This is a genomic window from Mesorhizobium sp. L103C131B0, from assembly GCF_000502275.1.
GTDB lineage: Bacteria > Pseudomonadota > Alphaproteobacteria > Rhizobiales > Rhizobiaceae > Mesorhizobium.
This window is the reverse complement of record NZ_AYXC01000020.1, coordinates 24708-38662: the sequence shown is the minus strand read 5'-3', so window position 1 is coordinate 38662 and position 13955 is coordinate 24708. Positions and strand designations below refer to the sequence as shown.

Genomic DNA, 13955 nt, shown 5'->3' with positions numbered 1-13955 from the left:
GTCCGCCAGCCGAGCACACCTGCTCTGCTTAGAGTCACGAGCAAAAATAGAGTCGCGCCGCTAACCTGTCGGACTCGTACATGCGGTCTGAGTGCCGCTCAGCTCACGCCCTGAGCGACATGTACTCCCAGCACCTTGCAGCTGATTTGCTCTTCTATCAGCGAGTGAGGACGCCTTTCTTTCTTGCTTCAGCGTCTTCTAATGGGAATTGTTTGGATCCGTGAAATCGATTGTTTGGATAAAGTGCATCCACAGAATGGATGGTCTGAGCGAGCAGCGGGGGCGCATCGCCGGCCCGGAGTCGTAGCGCGAGCTTCCGTTCGGGGCGAGGACAAAGTTCGTGGCCGCGAGCGTCACCACAGCATCCGGCACAGGTCGTGCAGAACTTTGGGAGCCGACTGCGGATTCTGTCGATCAGCTGGTTCCAGGCGCGTCGAGCCGTCGACCTCATCTCGCCCGGTACCGGTTGCTGTATGCAGCCTTGCACCCTTGGCGTACGGCGTCGACGGAATGATTTGCTTCGGCAGGCAGTGTCGTAGCGTTTCCGGCTGTTTCGGCTCTATTGACCGGGCCCGCGTCAGCCGAGCCCCTTCATCATGGCATCCAACACATGGATGGCCGGCATCCACTCAATAGATTTTACATATGCGGCGGAGGCCCAGTAGAGAAGGCTGAACCGGAAGCGAGGGCAACCCTAAGCGAGGGCATCGGCTTCAAGCTTTGCGAGCGTCACGGGATTAGTGGGCAGTGCTGAGTGAGCTCTTCTGCCCTATGGCCCGGCCTCTGCCAAGGGCCCGGCGTCAGGGTCTACTAGTGTCGACTAAGGATTCCAAACCGGATGCAACCTCCTCTCCGAAACGAGATTTCCGAAAATGCATGTTAGTGGATTGGAAAAGCGCCGGTTCGTCGTCTCTCGGAGGCGTACGGGGTTCGGTGATTGTCTGTGGTCGTTGGCGGCCGCTTGGCGCTACGCGCAGCGGTCGGGACGAACTCTAGCCATCGACTGGCGGGGGGCCTGCTACCTCGACCAACCCTTCACAAATGCGTTTCCGGTGTTCTTCCAGCCGATCAATGACATCGCTGGGGTGCCGGCTATTTCCGACGACCGGATCAACGACGTTTCCTTCCCTGGTCCATTCTTCCCAGAGTGGTGGAACAGGCCGGCGATCGAGTGCCTTTACCGGCCAGATGAGCAGATTTTCCAAGAGCGCGATGAGTTGGGCGAGCTCTTTCAGGCCGAACACGATGTCGAAGCGAACACAGTAGTGTGTGACGCTTGTCTGATGTGGCGGTGCGATGAGGAAGCAGAGCGGCAGGTGTTCCAGAGTGTCAAGCCTCGGCCAGAAATTCAAGCCCGCATAGATGCCATTTATCAGGAATGTTTTGAGGGGCACAGCATCATCGGGATTCATGTTCGGCACGGCAACGGTGAAGACATCATGGAGCATGCGCCCTACTGGGCCGATCCGGAGCTCGCCGTTCGGCAAGTGTGCGCTGCAATTGAGAAGGCTAAGGCGTTACCGCACCCTAGGCCTGTGCGGCTGTTCTTATGCACGGACAGCGCGCGGATACTGGATCTTCTGTCGGCCAGGTTTCCCGATCTGCTCACTGTCCCGAAGCACTTCGGATCCAATCAAGGTGGCCCCTTACACACTGCAGCACTCGGGATTGACGGCGGAATTTCCGCCCTCGTTGAGATGTATCTTCTCGGGCGCTGCGATACCGTAATTCGGTTTCCCCCGACGAGCGCCTTTACACGATATGCACGTCTATTCGCACCACGGGTAATTGAATTCGATCTGAAGGAGCCAAGTCGTTTGACTTTGATAGAAGACAGCCAAGTCTCTGATCTCAGTTAAGACCCGCGACCTGCGCAATTCGGCAGAGGCAACCAACAGGCTTAGTTGAATGCGCATTTCTCATCGACGCCAGTGGAGGCGTCGTACATTACCGATAGGGTCGTCATCTGGCGCCGCCCGCAACGCGCCAGAACTTCGCTGTTACGCGGGGGGCCGCAGACAAGCCAGAGCGACGGCGATCGTGACGCTGACGCTCGAAAGAACGCGGGCGATCACTCCAGAGACGAAATCGAGGTTAGTTATGAAAGTGATTCCCGTGATCATCAGCGGCGGAGCCGGATCGCGGCTATGGCCCGCCTCAAGGCAATCGCACCCCAAACCTTTCCTCAAAGTAGCGGATGGATATTCTCTCATTCAGCACACTGTGCTGCGCGCCGCTTCGATAGAAGGTGTCGTGGAACTCGTCGCTGTGACATCCGGGGAACACCTCTTCCTGACCAAGGACGAATTTGACGAACTGGATTCCGTGGTCCTGCCACGCACCTTTCTGCTCGAGCCCGAAGCTCGGGATACGGCCGCCGCCGTGGCTGCAGCCGCGATCCATGCGAGGGTAACGCAAGGCCCTGACGCGATCCTGTGCGTTTTCCCGGCCGATCACCTGATTAGCAACCTGCCTGCGTTTCTAGACGTCATGGGCCTGGCCATGGAACATGCGAAGCTCGGGCGGATCGCCACATTGGGCATCACCCCAACCAGACCGGACACGGCATTCGGCTACATCGAAGCAGATGGTGAGAACGTCGTCCGTTTCGTTGAAAAACCGGATCTGGATACAGCCAAAGCCTATGTCGCGTCTCAACGCTTCTTCTGGAACGCCGGCATCTTCTGCTTCAGTGCGCAAACCATGCTCGACGAGATGGTTTTGCATTGTCCCGAGGTGCTCCAGGCCGTCGCCGACAGCTACGAGAACGGCCGCGCCAGTCAATGCCAAGGCTTTGCCAAAATCGAACTCGCGCTTGAGCATTTCGGTTCCGCGCCGCGGATCTCGCTCGACCACGCTGTCATGGAGAAAACTAACAAACTTGCCGTGATTCCCTGCGACATGGATTGGAGCGACATCGGATCTTGGAACGCAATGGCCGATTTGATCGCCCCCGACGAAAGCGGGAACAGGATACACGGCGATGTGCACATGGTCGACACGACCGGCACCTATGTGAGCTCCGACAAGCGCGTCATCGGCACGGTGGGCGTAAGCGATCTGGTGATCGTGGATTCCCCGGACGCTTTGCTTGTCACATCCCGCGACCGCGTTCAGGACGTTAAGAAGCTCTTCGAGTGCCTCAAGGCTTCGGGACATGAAGCTCATCTGGTCCATAGCACGGTACACCGGCCCTGGGGTTCCTATGCGGTTCTGGAGGAAGGCGAGCGCTTCAAGATCAAACGCATCGAGGTGAAGCCCGGTCGCCAGTTGAGCCTGCAGATGCACTATCATCGTTCGGAGCACTGGGTCGTGGTCAGCGGCTCCGCCAAGATCGTCAATGGCGAGCAGGAGTTGTTCCTGGGGACAAACGAATCTACTTACATCCCCTGCGGCCATAAGCATCGGCTCGAGAACCCAGGCAGAATTGACCTGGTGATCATCGAAGTGCAGAGCGGCGATTATCTCGCCGAGGATGATATCGTTCGCTTCGACGACGAATATGGTCGAACGTAGATAACAGTACAAAAAAGTTAAACGACGAGGCGTCGCTCAAGGATCTCTGTCGTGGGTTCTGGGCCTGACATTGGCAAGCAGCGGGCCGAGCGTGTCATAGTATCCGCCCCGCGCTCTCCAGGCACTCGATCGTGGTCGAAAACGTCGGTGAGCGCTTGACAGCGCGCCGTCCGCGGTAACGAAGACTTCAGATCTTTCTCAGGCGGACCAGTTGCTCAGCTGTTCAACGGCACAGCCGTATTTCAGCCTGTAGGCGGCAACGAAATCCTCATCGCTGCAGATGCAGCGGCCGCTGGAATCTTTGGCTTTCGGATCATGGAGGTGAGAACCAAGGGGGCGCAGTAGATTCACGCGAGTGCTGGTCGTCGGACTCATCGGAAAACCCGCACTATGCTTGACCAGGTCTGCGGCAAGCATGATCCCGGCAAGCGCTGATTGAAAGGCCATCGGAACCACGGTTCGAAGGAGACGACTTCCATCGCTAAGCTGGAACACCAGGCCGCCGCAGATAACCTGCTGATAAAAGGAACGGAGGGGCTGGCCAACAAACGCGGCGAGCGGCTCAAACGGCACAGCCATCGCCGTAGCCACCCGAGCTACGAACTCATTGGGGACTCCGGTATTGGTCTGCAGGAGCGTTTTTACCTCCTCGTGTGCTTCCGGCATTCCGAGTTCCTCCGCGACCAGTTGGTGTTCGTCCTTGGATTTCCCGGTCGGCATGTACATGCAGCAAAGGCAAGCCTGGCCGTCATCGAAACCATGCCGCGAGATGCCTAGATCTTGCTCCTGAGTCCAGGCGTTCGCGATCCATCGGGGCAGAGCACCTTGGACAGCTAGACGGTCGGCGGCGGTGTCAAGCGCCACACCCACTCGGTCGAATACCCAATCGCCCCGGCGCGCAACATATTCTGCCCACTTCATAGGGTGCGCCTCCACTTCAAGGGCGGTGGACCGAAGGGCGTGGGTTGCTAGGGCCGCCTTAGAGAGGCCGACCTCCGCCTGACCTGCCAACACGTAGCGCTGCAGGTTTGAGAGTTCGATAGCTTCGTGATCAACTACATGCAGGCGCCCCGACAGACCGGATTGCCTCGCCAGCGCCCAGAGCGAGCCATGGCCTATCGCGCCGAGCCCAACGAGGTGCGTTTCGCCAAGGTCGACAGGGAAATTTAAGGGGCTGGAATCGCCGGCGTTGCTCTTGTTGTAGGTGCATAAAGAGAGGTCGATGTTCTCGTCCAGCTCGGCGCCGGTCAACTGGGAAGCAAAGACGGTTCGAAAGACGTTGGCGGCGGCAAAGCAGCTTGCGGCGCCGGCTCCATAGGGCAGCAAGCTCGAGCCAGAGCCCACCGGGTCCGTACGCGACAGCTTTGCCGCCCAACCCTGCGATCCCATGAAAAACGTTGGGCACCGAAGTGATGGGTGCACCGCGCCTGCAGCTACACAGACCGTCGCATACTTGCCGGAACGCCGGATGCTGATTTTTGGATTGATCGACTTTGCCAAGCGCTCGAGCGCTTGGGCTTGAGAGCTCGCGGCCATGTCCAGGGGGAGTATGGCCAGAACCGGATAAAGTCTGGCAAGCAACCTGACCGTAAGGTCAAGCGTCGCCTGGCCCTCGGCACACGAAGCGGCTTGGCTGTCGAAGGCCACAGCCACGACCTGCTTTTCGAGGGCTGCTTTGAAGTCGCATAGATGAAAGTCGGCCAGCACCTGAGAAGCTGCCGTGGCGGCGCGGTCGATGAAGTTAGCGAGTGCCATCGTTCAACCCGTTATCGTGATCATCCGCCTGAGTGCCGCGGATGGGACCTCATTCCAGTTCGCCTTCGCGTCAAGTCGATAGGCGGCGACCCGAGCAAGATCGAAAGGCTCGCGGGCGAAATTGGGCACCACCAGCGACAGACACCCAACCGTCGTAGCGACCGCGTAGGCGTCGTCGGTCGTCGAATGGTAGGCTCGGCCCGGATGGCTATGGATCTGGGCGAAGAGTTTAAGGCTGCTCTTGTAGAGCCAGACATTGAGCCGGTGTAGTTCTTCGGCCGGAACTATCACGCAAACGCCGTCGCCCGTCCGAATGTGACGCTGTGCCGGTATAACGGTCTCTGTTACGCCAAAGTGCTGGTCCTGCTGAACGCCGACCCAGAGCGCCATCCCCTCATGGCCCTGTCGCCCAACTGAGCGCAGGTGCGCCTGGACACTTGAAAGACAGTCTCGGGGAAGAGCGACTGTCCCGACATCCTTGAGCTCGGTCATTCTGGAATGGCGGGTAGGGGTGCTATCATGGCTCCCACTGAGATTTGGAACTGATACTGAAGCTGCTCCACGGGACCGGTCCCGTACTTGATGATCTTGTCCAGGATGAAGGCCAAACAGCCTTCGCCAGAACCCCGGTGGAGAAGCCATGAATCACCTGAATGGGCTGGATTGTCGTGGTATTCCCGGACGCCTGACATGCACAGGAATGGCGTGTGTTCCGCACTGTTGGCCTGGATGAAGTCCGACAGCGACAGAGCGTTCTGCTGCATGAGGACCAAAATCATATCCGGTGGGGTTCCGGGTAGATGCGGTCGTCTCAGCATCCTGAGCAGCAAATCCTTCCGGGCAATCGGCCGGCGTATAAAGGGGTCTACGAAGACCACCGACGGAGGTCGGAGGTCGTAATTGGAGAAGTCGATCTCGACAGCTGCACCGATGATCTGTGGCTTTATCTTCGGCGGTACGAAGATGAAGAAGGCCGTCGGGAAGCTCGCCTCGATTAGGAAACAACCCTGAGCCCGGTAAATACCTGCTTGTGTTTGGAACCAGCCGATCTGCCGACCGAACTTCGCTCGGGACACCTCCGGGTCCACAGTTTGGAGTTCAGGCACCTGCGACGCCCGCCTTCAGGCTGAGGAACAGGGTCACAGTGGTCGCGAAACCGAAATCGCCAACTTTTTTGTCGACGTCGAGCAAGGTGCCGGCCTCGTCCTTGAATTCCCAATTCTCGGCCGGTTGGGCGACGTTCTGCGTATTTTCAAGCGCTTTGGTGCGGACGACGTGAAGCGGCTGGTTGGGATTGGCTTCGACCTGTGTGGGCTGGCCGTTCACCACCACCGTGATCTCGATCTTCCCGGGGCCGCCGCCGTGATTTTCGCCCTTGCCCGAATCCTTCGACATTGTCCTACTCCTGTGGCTTACCAACGGGCCCCAAGCCGCCAGTGCAGACCTGCTAGTGAGCGGGCTGGCGGTCCTCATTCGTCCACTCGGCGCCACGGACCGCGAGTACGCGAAAGACAAGGGATAACATCGAATCGATGCTGTCTCCTTTTATGGGGACTTGTGCGGCAAGTAAACGGCCGAAACTGCTCTTCACAACTATAATCGATTTGAGCATTGGCAAAATACCGGCCCCCACCTATTCATAAACCCGCCGCCGCTTGCTCATTCCACTGGCCGCGTGCAACTCGGGCACTCAGTGATTCAGTTGGCAACATGCAAAATGGACCCACGCCCCAATATCCAACGTCGAAGTCGGCAATACCCCCGCAAGTTGTCCCTGCTCGTTTGGAATAACGCGCCTGGGTTGGGCCCGCTCTCGCCCTCTCCTGACAACGTCGCCCAGGCCCTCGCTCGCGAGATCGGCTCGCGGGTGCAGATCGCGGGCGCTCGCGCTGCGAGCGTGCTTGGCCTCTGACGCAAGTTCCGGCCAGGAGCACTTACCTGGCCGATGGCCTTCTCGTCGCGTTGTTGTGGATCTGCGTCACGCCTCCCCGAAGCATCTGATCGCCCCGGGCAGCGCCGCTGGCACCGTCGTGCACGCTCTGCGTCACCTGGATCCAATGCTTGCGCACGACGTTGCCCAGGTGGCCGCGCGCCAGCTATCGGTGAGCGACAAGAAAGCACTTGTCGCTGGCGCCACTCGGGCACCTGCATGGATGCGGCCGACGCTCGTCGCCATCGCCAACAACGCAAGTGGTGCCCTTGGTGGATAAGGTTGCCCTCTTGCCGTCCGAAATGCGACTGCGGACCTGCGCTCCGACTACCGTGGCATGCCGCCGTATGTTCGATGAAAAGCCACTGTCGTGCGACGAAGTCGTTTCGCGTCACCGGAAATTTAAAGAAACCACCAATGCCTCGTCGCCCGTTCTGCAGAAGCCGGACGAGTAATTCAAGTCTGAGCAGCGTACGGCCGAATACAGGGCCCGTTCCAATTGGGGCAATCGGCCGGCACTGGCGGTGGCGTGATGGCGACAGGAACAGTTCTCGATCTTTTTACTTCGCCAACCACTGCTTTGCGCCCCCGTCTCGGCCGTCCAGGGCCTCGTAGCCGCCGCCTGAAAGCGGACGTCCCCGACAGCGAAATTCAGTTCGAGTGTGTGCTTGAGCGGACAAGTTTGTCTTCGGATCGCTCTATCTTAGCAGGGGCGCCACGAACCCACGGTCGATCGATTTGGTTGCGCCGCCGCCAGATCTCGGCCAGAGGAGGTCTCGTGGCGCATGAGAGAGCGCTCTATGGCGCGGATGATCGCGATCAGCAGCAGATTGATCACGAGGTAGAGCACGCCGGCAATGGCGAAGATCTCGAAAATCGCGAAGGTCTGGCTCATCAGCCGCTTGGCGAGGTGAAGCCGTCGAGAACTGGCGCGGCGTCGCTGCTGAAGCCGGCATCGGCAAGGCCGAAGTCAACCGCATGGCGTCGGCGTTCGAACACGACGACCTGTCCCAGGCGCTTGCGTAGAAGTGTAGATGTCATCCCTGAAACGCAGGCGCTTCTCGGGCTGACAGCGTAACGCCGGTGGAACGCCTGGTCGGCACAGGAAGCGCCCGAGCCGGCCCGGGCCGATGGACGGAGGCGGGATCATGCGCAGCCGGTTCTTGAGACCGCGAACGCCACATTTGTTCGGGCATCTGGCCATTGTCACCCGTTGCGAGTATGCCCGGGAACGACCATCTCGACATTTACCATTTTCGTGCGTGCCTGCCGTCGGATCTTGTCCAAACTCTGGATGTCAACATTTCGATTGGCATCGATCAACTCGCACAGGCGCCGAACTACAGTATCAAAGTCGCCCGCACGATCAGCAAGCATCAAGTATTCGATCAGGTCCGCAGGTATCCGTGAGCGCCGTAGCGTCGACGTGATCTGGCCGAAGAACCCCTGGCGCCCGGGGTCGTATCGATCTGATGAAACCTCCTGCCCTACCACCTGTTGCCAAGTTTGGGGCAAGCAGGCGTTGAGCAAATAGGCGAACGGCACGATCCACTCAGGCTGCCTGACGGAACAGTACTGTCGCGCGAAACGCTGAATTCGGCTGCGGTCACCCCAGGTCGCGATCGCGCTCAAAAGGGTTGTCGCCTCAGCGATGACGTCGCGCTCCTTGAGTATCTGCCTTGGAACCTCCGCCATCGAGCCGCGCTCGATAGCGTCTCTATGCTCGGTTGCAAGAGCGCGGAATTTGTCGGAGGCTCCGCGTCCGCGCGAACCGCTGCCGCCCGCCCAGTGGACGAGAATGGCATATTCGGCAAATGAGATTCCGCCCAGTATGCGATCCTTTTCCGCCTTTGCCCAGATCGTCAGTGCAGTGCCTTGGGTTTCGAAACCGACCTGCAGCAGGAATCGTAGCGAGCATTCCCGCATACGGCCCTGGCCGGAAGCGCCGGCGAGCGAATCGCCGAGGCGCCATTCGATGTGGGCGAAAAGCGTGGGGTCGTAGAGTCCTGCGGTGATCAACGACTGCGTCAGCGCATGCCAGTTGTCGTTGCCGCGGCTGCTGTACAGCGAATCGATCAACGCAGGATAGCGTTGGGTCCAATACGCTGGCGGGCGTTCGCCGGCAAGCGAGAGCTGGGCTACGTAGAATGCGAATTGGGTGAGATCGAACTGGGCCGAGGGGATCACCAGAGCGGCCGGGTCGAGGCGCGACCAGAATCCGCATTTGATCTGGATTGCCTGCCAAGCACTCTGCTGTCCAACATCGTCGGACGAGGCCGGCCTGTCGCGCTCGGCCAGAAGCTGTACACGCGGCTCGATCCTGCGGTCGTTTATGCCGCGCAGACCGCTGCCGGTGCGACCGAGATGCTCCCACAAGAGATCATCCGGGAGCTGACTCATATGGTCGAATTCGAGTGATCGTTTGCCAAACTTCGCTTGAATCAGATTCCAGGCTGGAGAACCGGTTTCGAAATCCTGGATGTCGACCACGAACTCGGGGAGGTAACCGTGAAGGCTCCGATCCGAGTAGATTTCCTCTTTGTCGCCCCGCAGCAGGACATAGTATACGTGCTCGACGGGGTCCCGGTCGGCGTAGTAAACAATCAGCGCCTCGACTACCCGGTTGAACCTCTCCGGATCGCGGCGGCGCATCAGCGGGAGCGTGCGCGCCCTGAGTTCCCTGCGGTGACGAATGCTGTCACCGCCGGGCTGTCCTTCGACGAGCCATGTCTCCCGGGACAAGAGATCAAAAGCCACCTCAGCTTCCGACGCATCAAGTCCGCAGACCGGCGCCAGCACCTCCCGCGCCATGTGGCGCGTGACGTTGCGCGCAACCAGCCCGGGCCATGCAAGCTTGCGGGCGCGTTCGTCGCGGACATGGTCCAGGATGCGCCGCTCATAGAGTGCGGCGACGAACTTGTCGTCGGCGCTTTCGCCCAGCCGGACGATGTCGTCGACGACGGTCGCTCGCATGTCGGGCTTCGTGTCGCGCACCATCTCGACCGCTACTCGCAGGCTGAGCGGCTCCCGGCGGCTGTCGGGGTCCTTCTTGCGCCCCGCAATCCGCCGCGACCAGCTTTCAACCCATTCATTGGGGAGCAGGTCTTTGCCCAACTGCTCGACCATGCCCCGCGCGTCGTCTACTGAGAGCGGTTGTAGCTTCAGCGGGGTGACCTCAAACGCATCGCCGACCGAAAGCTGGTCGACACCAGACCTTCCCGCGGCAACAACGCAGAATTCGAGAAATGGATCCTCGGAATCGGCGCCCAGGGTACGCAGCAAGATGACGACGCCCTCCGTCGCTGCCAGGTCGGACTCCACTATCTCCAGCGTGTCGAGCACCAGCAGGAACGTCGCGGCGCCATTCAACCTGAGCGCAGTTCTGATGATGCTGCGAAACGTCTTGCACCATTGCCTGAGGTCGCCGGTCGCCCGGCCCATGAGCGACTGCCGCATTTGTTCGCTCAATTGATGGAGAGCCTGCTCAGCGTTCGGATACTGGAAGGACAGTTGACGGCAGATTTCCAGCAGCATCAAGCCGGGGCCGCGAGGCTGGACATCCGAGCGATCGAAGTCGAGATACGCGAACGGAAATTGCTGCCGGGAAAGCGTCGCATGATCGTAGAGGAACTTCGCCACCAGCGCCGTCTTGCCTAGGCCGCCGCGCGCGACAAGAGAAAGCAGCCTCGGCTTGCTGCGGATTACGCGATGAAAGCCGCGGCTGGCCGATTCCAGGACGGAGTGCGAAGCCAGCTCATCGACAACGCTGCGCAAAATGAGCAGTTCCTCGGCCCGCCCGACGAACCGGTCTCCCACGCTCTTTGGCGCCTTGGCCGGATCTACTCCGATCAGAATGCCGAGCGGGATCAGGATTTCCGCCAGGCCGGCACGTCGCCGGCATTCCGCCAGCGAGGGGACGGAGGGCGAGATGTTCATGACGCCCTCGAGTTCTTCGCGGGCGGCCGTGATCGCACGGCGGTGATTGGCCAAGAGCGCATCCGAGACGCTGCGTCCGCGGAGGAATTCGCGCAGATACGTGTCGGCGAGTTTCTCGAGCTCGGCGTTCGGGGTCGACAGCATGGCGCGGTCGTCGGCCTCGTACTCACCAAGCAAGCTAGGCAGCGCGAGTGTCGCGTCGACCGAATTCAGCAATCGCTGTCGCTCGGCATTCAAAAGACGCAGGTGTTTGGCGCCCGAAGCAGAAACAAGAACCGACTGGCGAAGCAGCCATGCTCGCGTCCTGACGTCAGGGTTTAGTGCGTCGAGGTGGTAATTGTAGCTGATGGCCGCGCGCAGCAACGCCCCAGAAATATCAAGCGGGGGTGTCGCGGCATCGGCAGGCGTGGACAGGCCCGCTGCCTCAAGCGCCGGCAAGTCGGGACCGCCTTTCTGCGCTCCGAACTCCGACACATCGGAGCCTGGTCGTGCCGGCTCGAACGATGGTAGGTTGGGGCCCGTCCACGCCGCGTCGAACCGAACGATCGTCTCCAGAGCAGTCTTTCCGACCGCTTTCTCCAACTGGTCGCGAATGTCCGACCTTGCGAGGAGATTGGTCAGATAGTCGGCGGAGAGGCTTTTCATAGCTTGTGCCCGCTGCTCTGGTAGGCGCCGGCAATGAGATTTGCCAGAATCTGCTGACAAACGCTCAACGGCGTGTGGTCAAGATTGCCCTTTGCGTGTTCGCCCTGCAGAACGCCGGGCACCAGCAGCAGTACGCCCGATGCAAGGGCGAGCGGATCCTGCAGGATGCCGGCCTCGTCAAAAGCTGCCTGAAATGTGGCCGAGATATGCTGGACTTGCACGTCGGCCGGAGAAAACGTCTCGACGGACATGTCTTGCGAGGTCAGGAACTCTGGAACGGCTCCTAGGAATAACCACTGCAGCTCGGCGCGCACGTCCGTCACCGCACCCTCATCAATGTCGGCGCCGATAAGGCCGGCTGTGAACTTGCGGACCTGAGATGACAGCGGACGCTGGTCGAGGTCGTCCAACAGTATCCAAGTTTTCGCCCATTTCACGGACGACACCATCACCGGCGGATTCGCGTTTGCGATGGCGAGATCCTCTTGTGTGTTGGGACGCCCGAGCGCGATGTTGTCCTGAACAATTCGTTTCAAGACTTCGGTCGTGTTGACCGTGGTCGTGCGGTGCGCGGCGAGCCGCTTGGAAAACCACTCCGGCATCTCCTGGGATTCCCAGCGATCGACCTTGTCCCCGTCCTTGGCGTCTTTTGGCAAGTCAACGCTGGGCCTTGGTGGGAAGGCGCCAAGGTCTTCCTTCGACATCCCGAATCCGGCTGCGAGCGCGAGCACGAAGTCCTCCAGAGTTTCGGGAATGAGCTCGGTGTCGCCGCCCAACACGATAATATTCTGCGTTCCATCGGCCGCCAGAAAGGTCCTCACGATGTCCGCCGTGAACGACTTTCCGGCACCCTTCTGTGGCGCATCGGCGACATAAACCCTGTTGCTGCGGCTCCTTGTCTGGGGCGATGGACTTGTCGCGTTGTCGAGCCACGTCTGAAGCTTATCCCTGCCCAGCACCGGGACCAAGGCACTTCCGGGCCGTGTCACGCGCCAGATCGATTTTGCCGCTCGCTGCACGGAGTTGATCGGAAGATGTGTGAGGACTTTCGGATGGATTGCATCGATGCGGACGGCCAGATTTCCCTTGAGTACCCCTGCAGGCCTGTATGCAGCGCTGTGGATGCCGATCAGTTCCATCCGGCTGTTGAGACAGGGGGCGCCAGAAGAGCCCTCGTCAGTTTCCAACTCGTAGATCACACGGGTGTTGGGATCCCAGTTGCCGAGTATCCTGCCGAATGCGTGCTGCATTGACATGCCTTGCGGATGCTGCGGCATGACGACCTGGCTCTCGACTGCGTAGGCCGGCGGCGCAGGCATGTCCACGGCGAACCAGCCACGTCGCGCCCTGAAGCCGCCGCTGACGGGAAGGTTTCCAACAGCTTCGTCCAGCCTGATAAGCCCGAAATCAAGATCGGTTGCCAGCTGCGCGAGCTCTTCGTCGTTCAGCGCCGCCACGGTGCCCGCCCATGGAACGGGCGAGCTTTGTGCAACCAACCAGTTGGTTGGGTGCAATCCAACCACGCGCACGCCATGGAGATTGGCGAGGTCGGCCGTGCCCTGAATCGGATCACCCGCCCAATAGTCGAAAACGACCTTAAACGATTGAGGCACCTGGGCGGACCGACCTGATGAAAGCAGTGGGTCGAAGGTGTGTAGAGCCGTCAAGATCAGGTCGGGACCCACGAGAAAGGCGGTCCCGCTTGTCGAGACAGCTTGACCTTGGGCGTTGAGGAATGTTCCCACCACAATGGCCACCCGTGGGCGGACCTTGGTAAACAGCTCTGAAAGTCCTCGGTCGGTGATGAAATGGCTGCGCTTTTTCAGCAGCGCCTGGAGGGCGTTTGGCGGCGCGGCCGGCATTCGAACCGATCGCGCCAATGCCGCTATCCTTTCCTGGTGATCCCCCGACCATGAGATTTCGAAGAAGAGCCTCTCGGCGAGATCGCACGCAAGTCCCCTTTCGTTGAATTCATGAAGGAGCGCCCGAAACAGGGCAAGCACGGGGTCAGCCTGCCCGGCGGACTTCTCCTTCACGAACGCCTCGTAGTCGGGAACAATCTCGAAGGCGCGCACTTCCCGTTCAAGACGGCTCGGCGCGACGTCACGCGCGCACGCAGTGGCAAAGACGTCCAGTTCTGCTGGCGTCAGCTTCATGTTCGCAGTCTCGGGGC

General features: G+C 60.1%; 9 protein-coding genes and 1 pseudogene. 3 read left to right on the top strand and 7 right to left on the bottom strand.

Annotated elements, in window-relative coordinates; all coding sequences use genetic code 11:
* Positions 1-872: 872 nt before the first annotated feature.
* Complete coding sequence (locus X730_RS140200) at positions 873-1859, top strand: nodulation protein NodZ (protein WP_023708037.1); 987 nt, start codon at positions 873-875, stop codon at positions 1857-1859.
* A 241-nt stretch (positions 1860-2100) separates the two neighbouring features.
* Positions 2101-3516 (top strand): mannose-1-phosphate guanylyltransferase/mannose-6-phosphate isomerase, encoded by a 1416-nt coding sequence (locus X730_RS140205; protein ID WP_031197302.1) that lies wholly within the window; start codon positions 2101-2103, stop codon positions 3514-3516.
* Between the two features lie 198 nt (positions 3517-3714).
* Here the strand turns inward: X730_RS140205 and X730_RS140210 are convergent, their stop codons facing one another.
* The 4 genes from X730_RS140210 to X730_RS140225 all read right to left on the bottom strand — a co-directional run bounded on the left by X730_RS140210 (position 3715) and on the right by X730_RS140225 (position 6666).
* Positions 3715-5271, bottom strand: a complete 1557-nt coding sequence (locus X730_RS140210) for an E2 ligase fold family C protein (protein ID WP_023672400.1) — start codon at positions 5269-5271, stop codon at positions 3715-3717.
* A gap of 3 nt (positions 5272-5274) precedes the next feature.
* Positions 5275-5661 carry a hypothetical protein gene (locus X730_RS140215; RefSeq protein ID WP_245261414.1) on the bottom strand — a complete coding sequence of 129 codons (387 nt, stop codon included), beginning with the start codon at positions 5659-5661 and terminating at the stop codon, positions 5275-5277.
* A gap of 98 nt (positions 5662-5759) precedes the next feature.
* Positions 5760-6377, bottom strand: a complete 618-nt coding sequence (locus X730_RS140220) for a putative metal-binding protein (RefSeq protein WP_023746214.1) — start codon at positions 6375-6377, stop codon at positions 5760-5762.
* Positions 6370-6666, bottom strand: coding sequence for a DUF2604 domain-containing protein (locus X730_RS140225; protein WP_023672403.1), 297 nt, complete (start codon positions 6664-6666; stop codon positions 6370-6372). The genes X730_RS140220 and X730_RS140225 overlap by 8 nt, the downstream gene beginning before the upstream one ends.
* Positions 6667-7066: 400 nt before the next feature.
* Here X730_RS140225 and X730_RS1000000168775 point away from each other — a divergent pair.
* A pseudogene (locus X730_RS1000000168775) lies at positions 7067-7481 on the top strand (DUF6088 family protein); the annotation flags it as partial.
* A gap of 423 nt (positions 7482-7904) precedes the next feature.
* Here X730_RS1000000168775 and X730_RS140230 read toward each other — a convergent pair.
* From X730_RS140230 to X730_RS140240, 3 genes are all read right to left on the bottom strand, one after another.
* A complete protein-coding gene (locus X730_RS140230; protein ID WP_023672407.1) occupies positions 7905-8096 on the bottom strand; it encodes a hypothetical protein in 192 nt (63 codons plus the stop codon).
* Between the two features lie 311 nt (positions 8097-8407).
* Positions 8408-11782 carry an ATP-binding protein gene (locus X730_RS140235; RefSeq protein WP_023818724.1) on the bottom strand — a complete coding sequence of 1125 codons (3375 nt, stop codon included), beginning with the start codon at positions 11780-11782 and terminating at the stop codon, positions 8408-8410.
* On the bottom strand, positions 11779-13938 hold the full coding sequence (locus X730_RS140240) for a serine protease (protein ID WP_023672410.1): 2160 nt from the start codon (positions 13936-13938) through the stop codon (positions 11779-11781). Before X730_RS140240 ends, X730_RS140235 begins: the two co-directional genes overlap by 4 nt.
* Positions 13939-13955 lie beyond the last annotated feature (17 nt).

Coding starts and splice junctions, on each gene's coding strand:
- X730_RS140200 (WP_023708037.1), top strand. CDS start 873: ATGCATGTTAGTGGATTGGAAAAGCGCCGGTTCGTCGTCTCTCGGAGG.
- X730_RS140205 (WP_031197302.1), top strand. CDS start 2,101: ATGAAAGTGATTCCCGTGATCATCAGCGGCGGAGCCGGATCGCGGCTA.
- X730_RS140210 (WP_023672400.1), bottom strand. CDS start 5,271: ATGGCACTCGCTAACTTCATCGACCGCGCCGCCACGGCAGCTTCTCAG.
- X730_RS140215 (WP_245261414.1), bottom strand. CDS start 5,661: ATGGCGCTCTGGGTCGGCGTTCAGCAGGACCAGCACTTTGGCGTAACA.
- X730_RS140225 (WP_023672403.1), bottom strand. CDS start 6,666: ATGTCGAAGGATTCGGGCAAGGGCGAAAATCACGGCGGCGGCCCCGGG.
- X730_RS140230 (WP_023672407.1), bottom strand. CDS start 8,096: ATGAGCCAGACCTTCGCGATTTTCGAGATCTTCGCCATTGCCGGCGTG.
- X730_RS140235 (WP_023818724.1), bottom strand. CDS start 11,782: ATGAAAAGCCTCTCCGCCGACTATCTGACCAATCTCCTCGCAAGGTCG.
- X730_RS140240 (WP_023672410.1), bottom strand. CDS start 13,938: ATGAAGCTGACGCCAGCAGAACTGGACGTCTTTGCCACTGCGTGCGCG.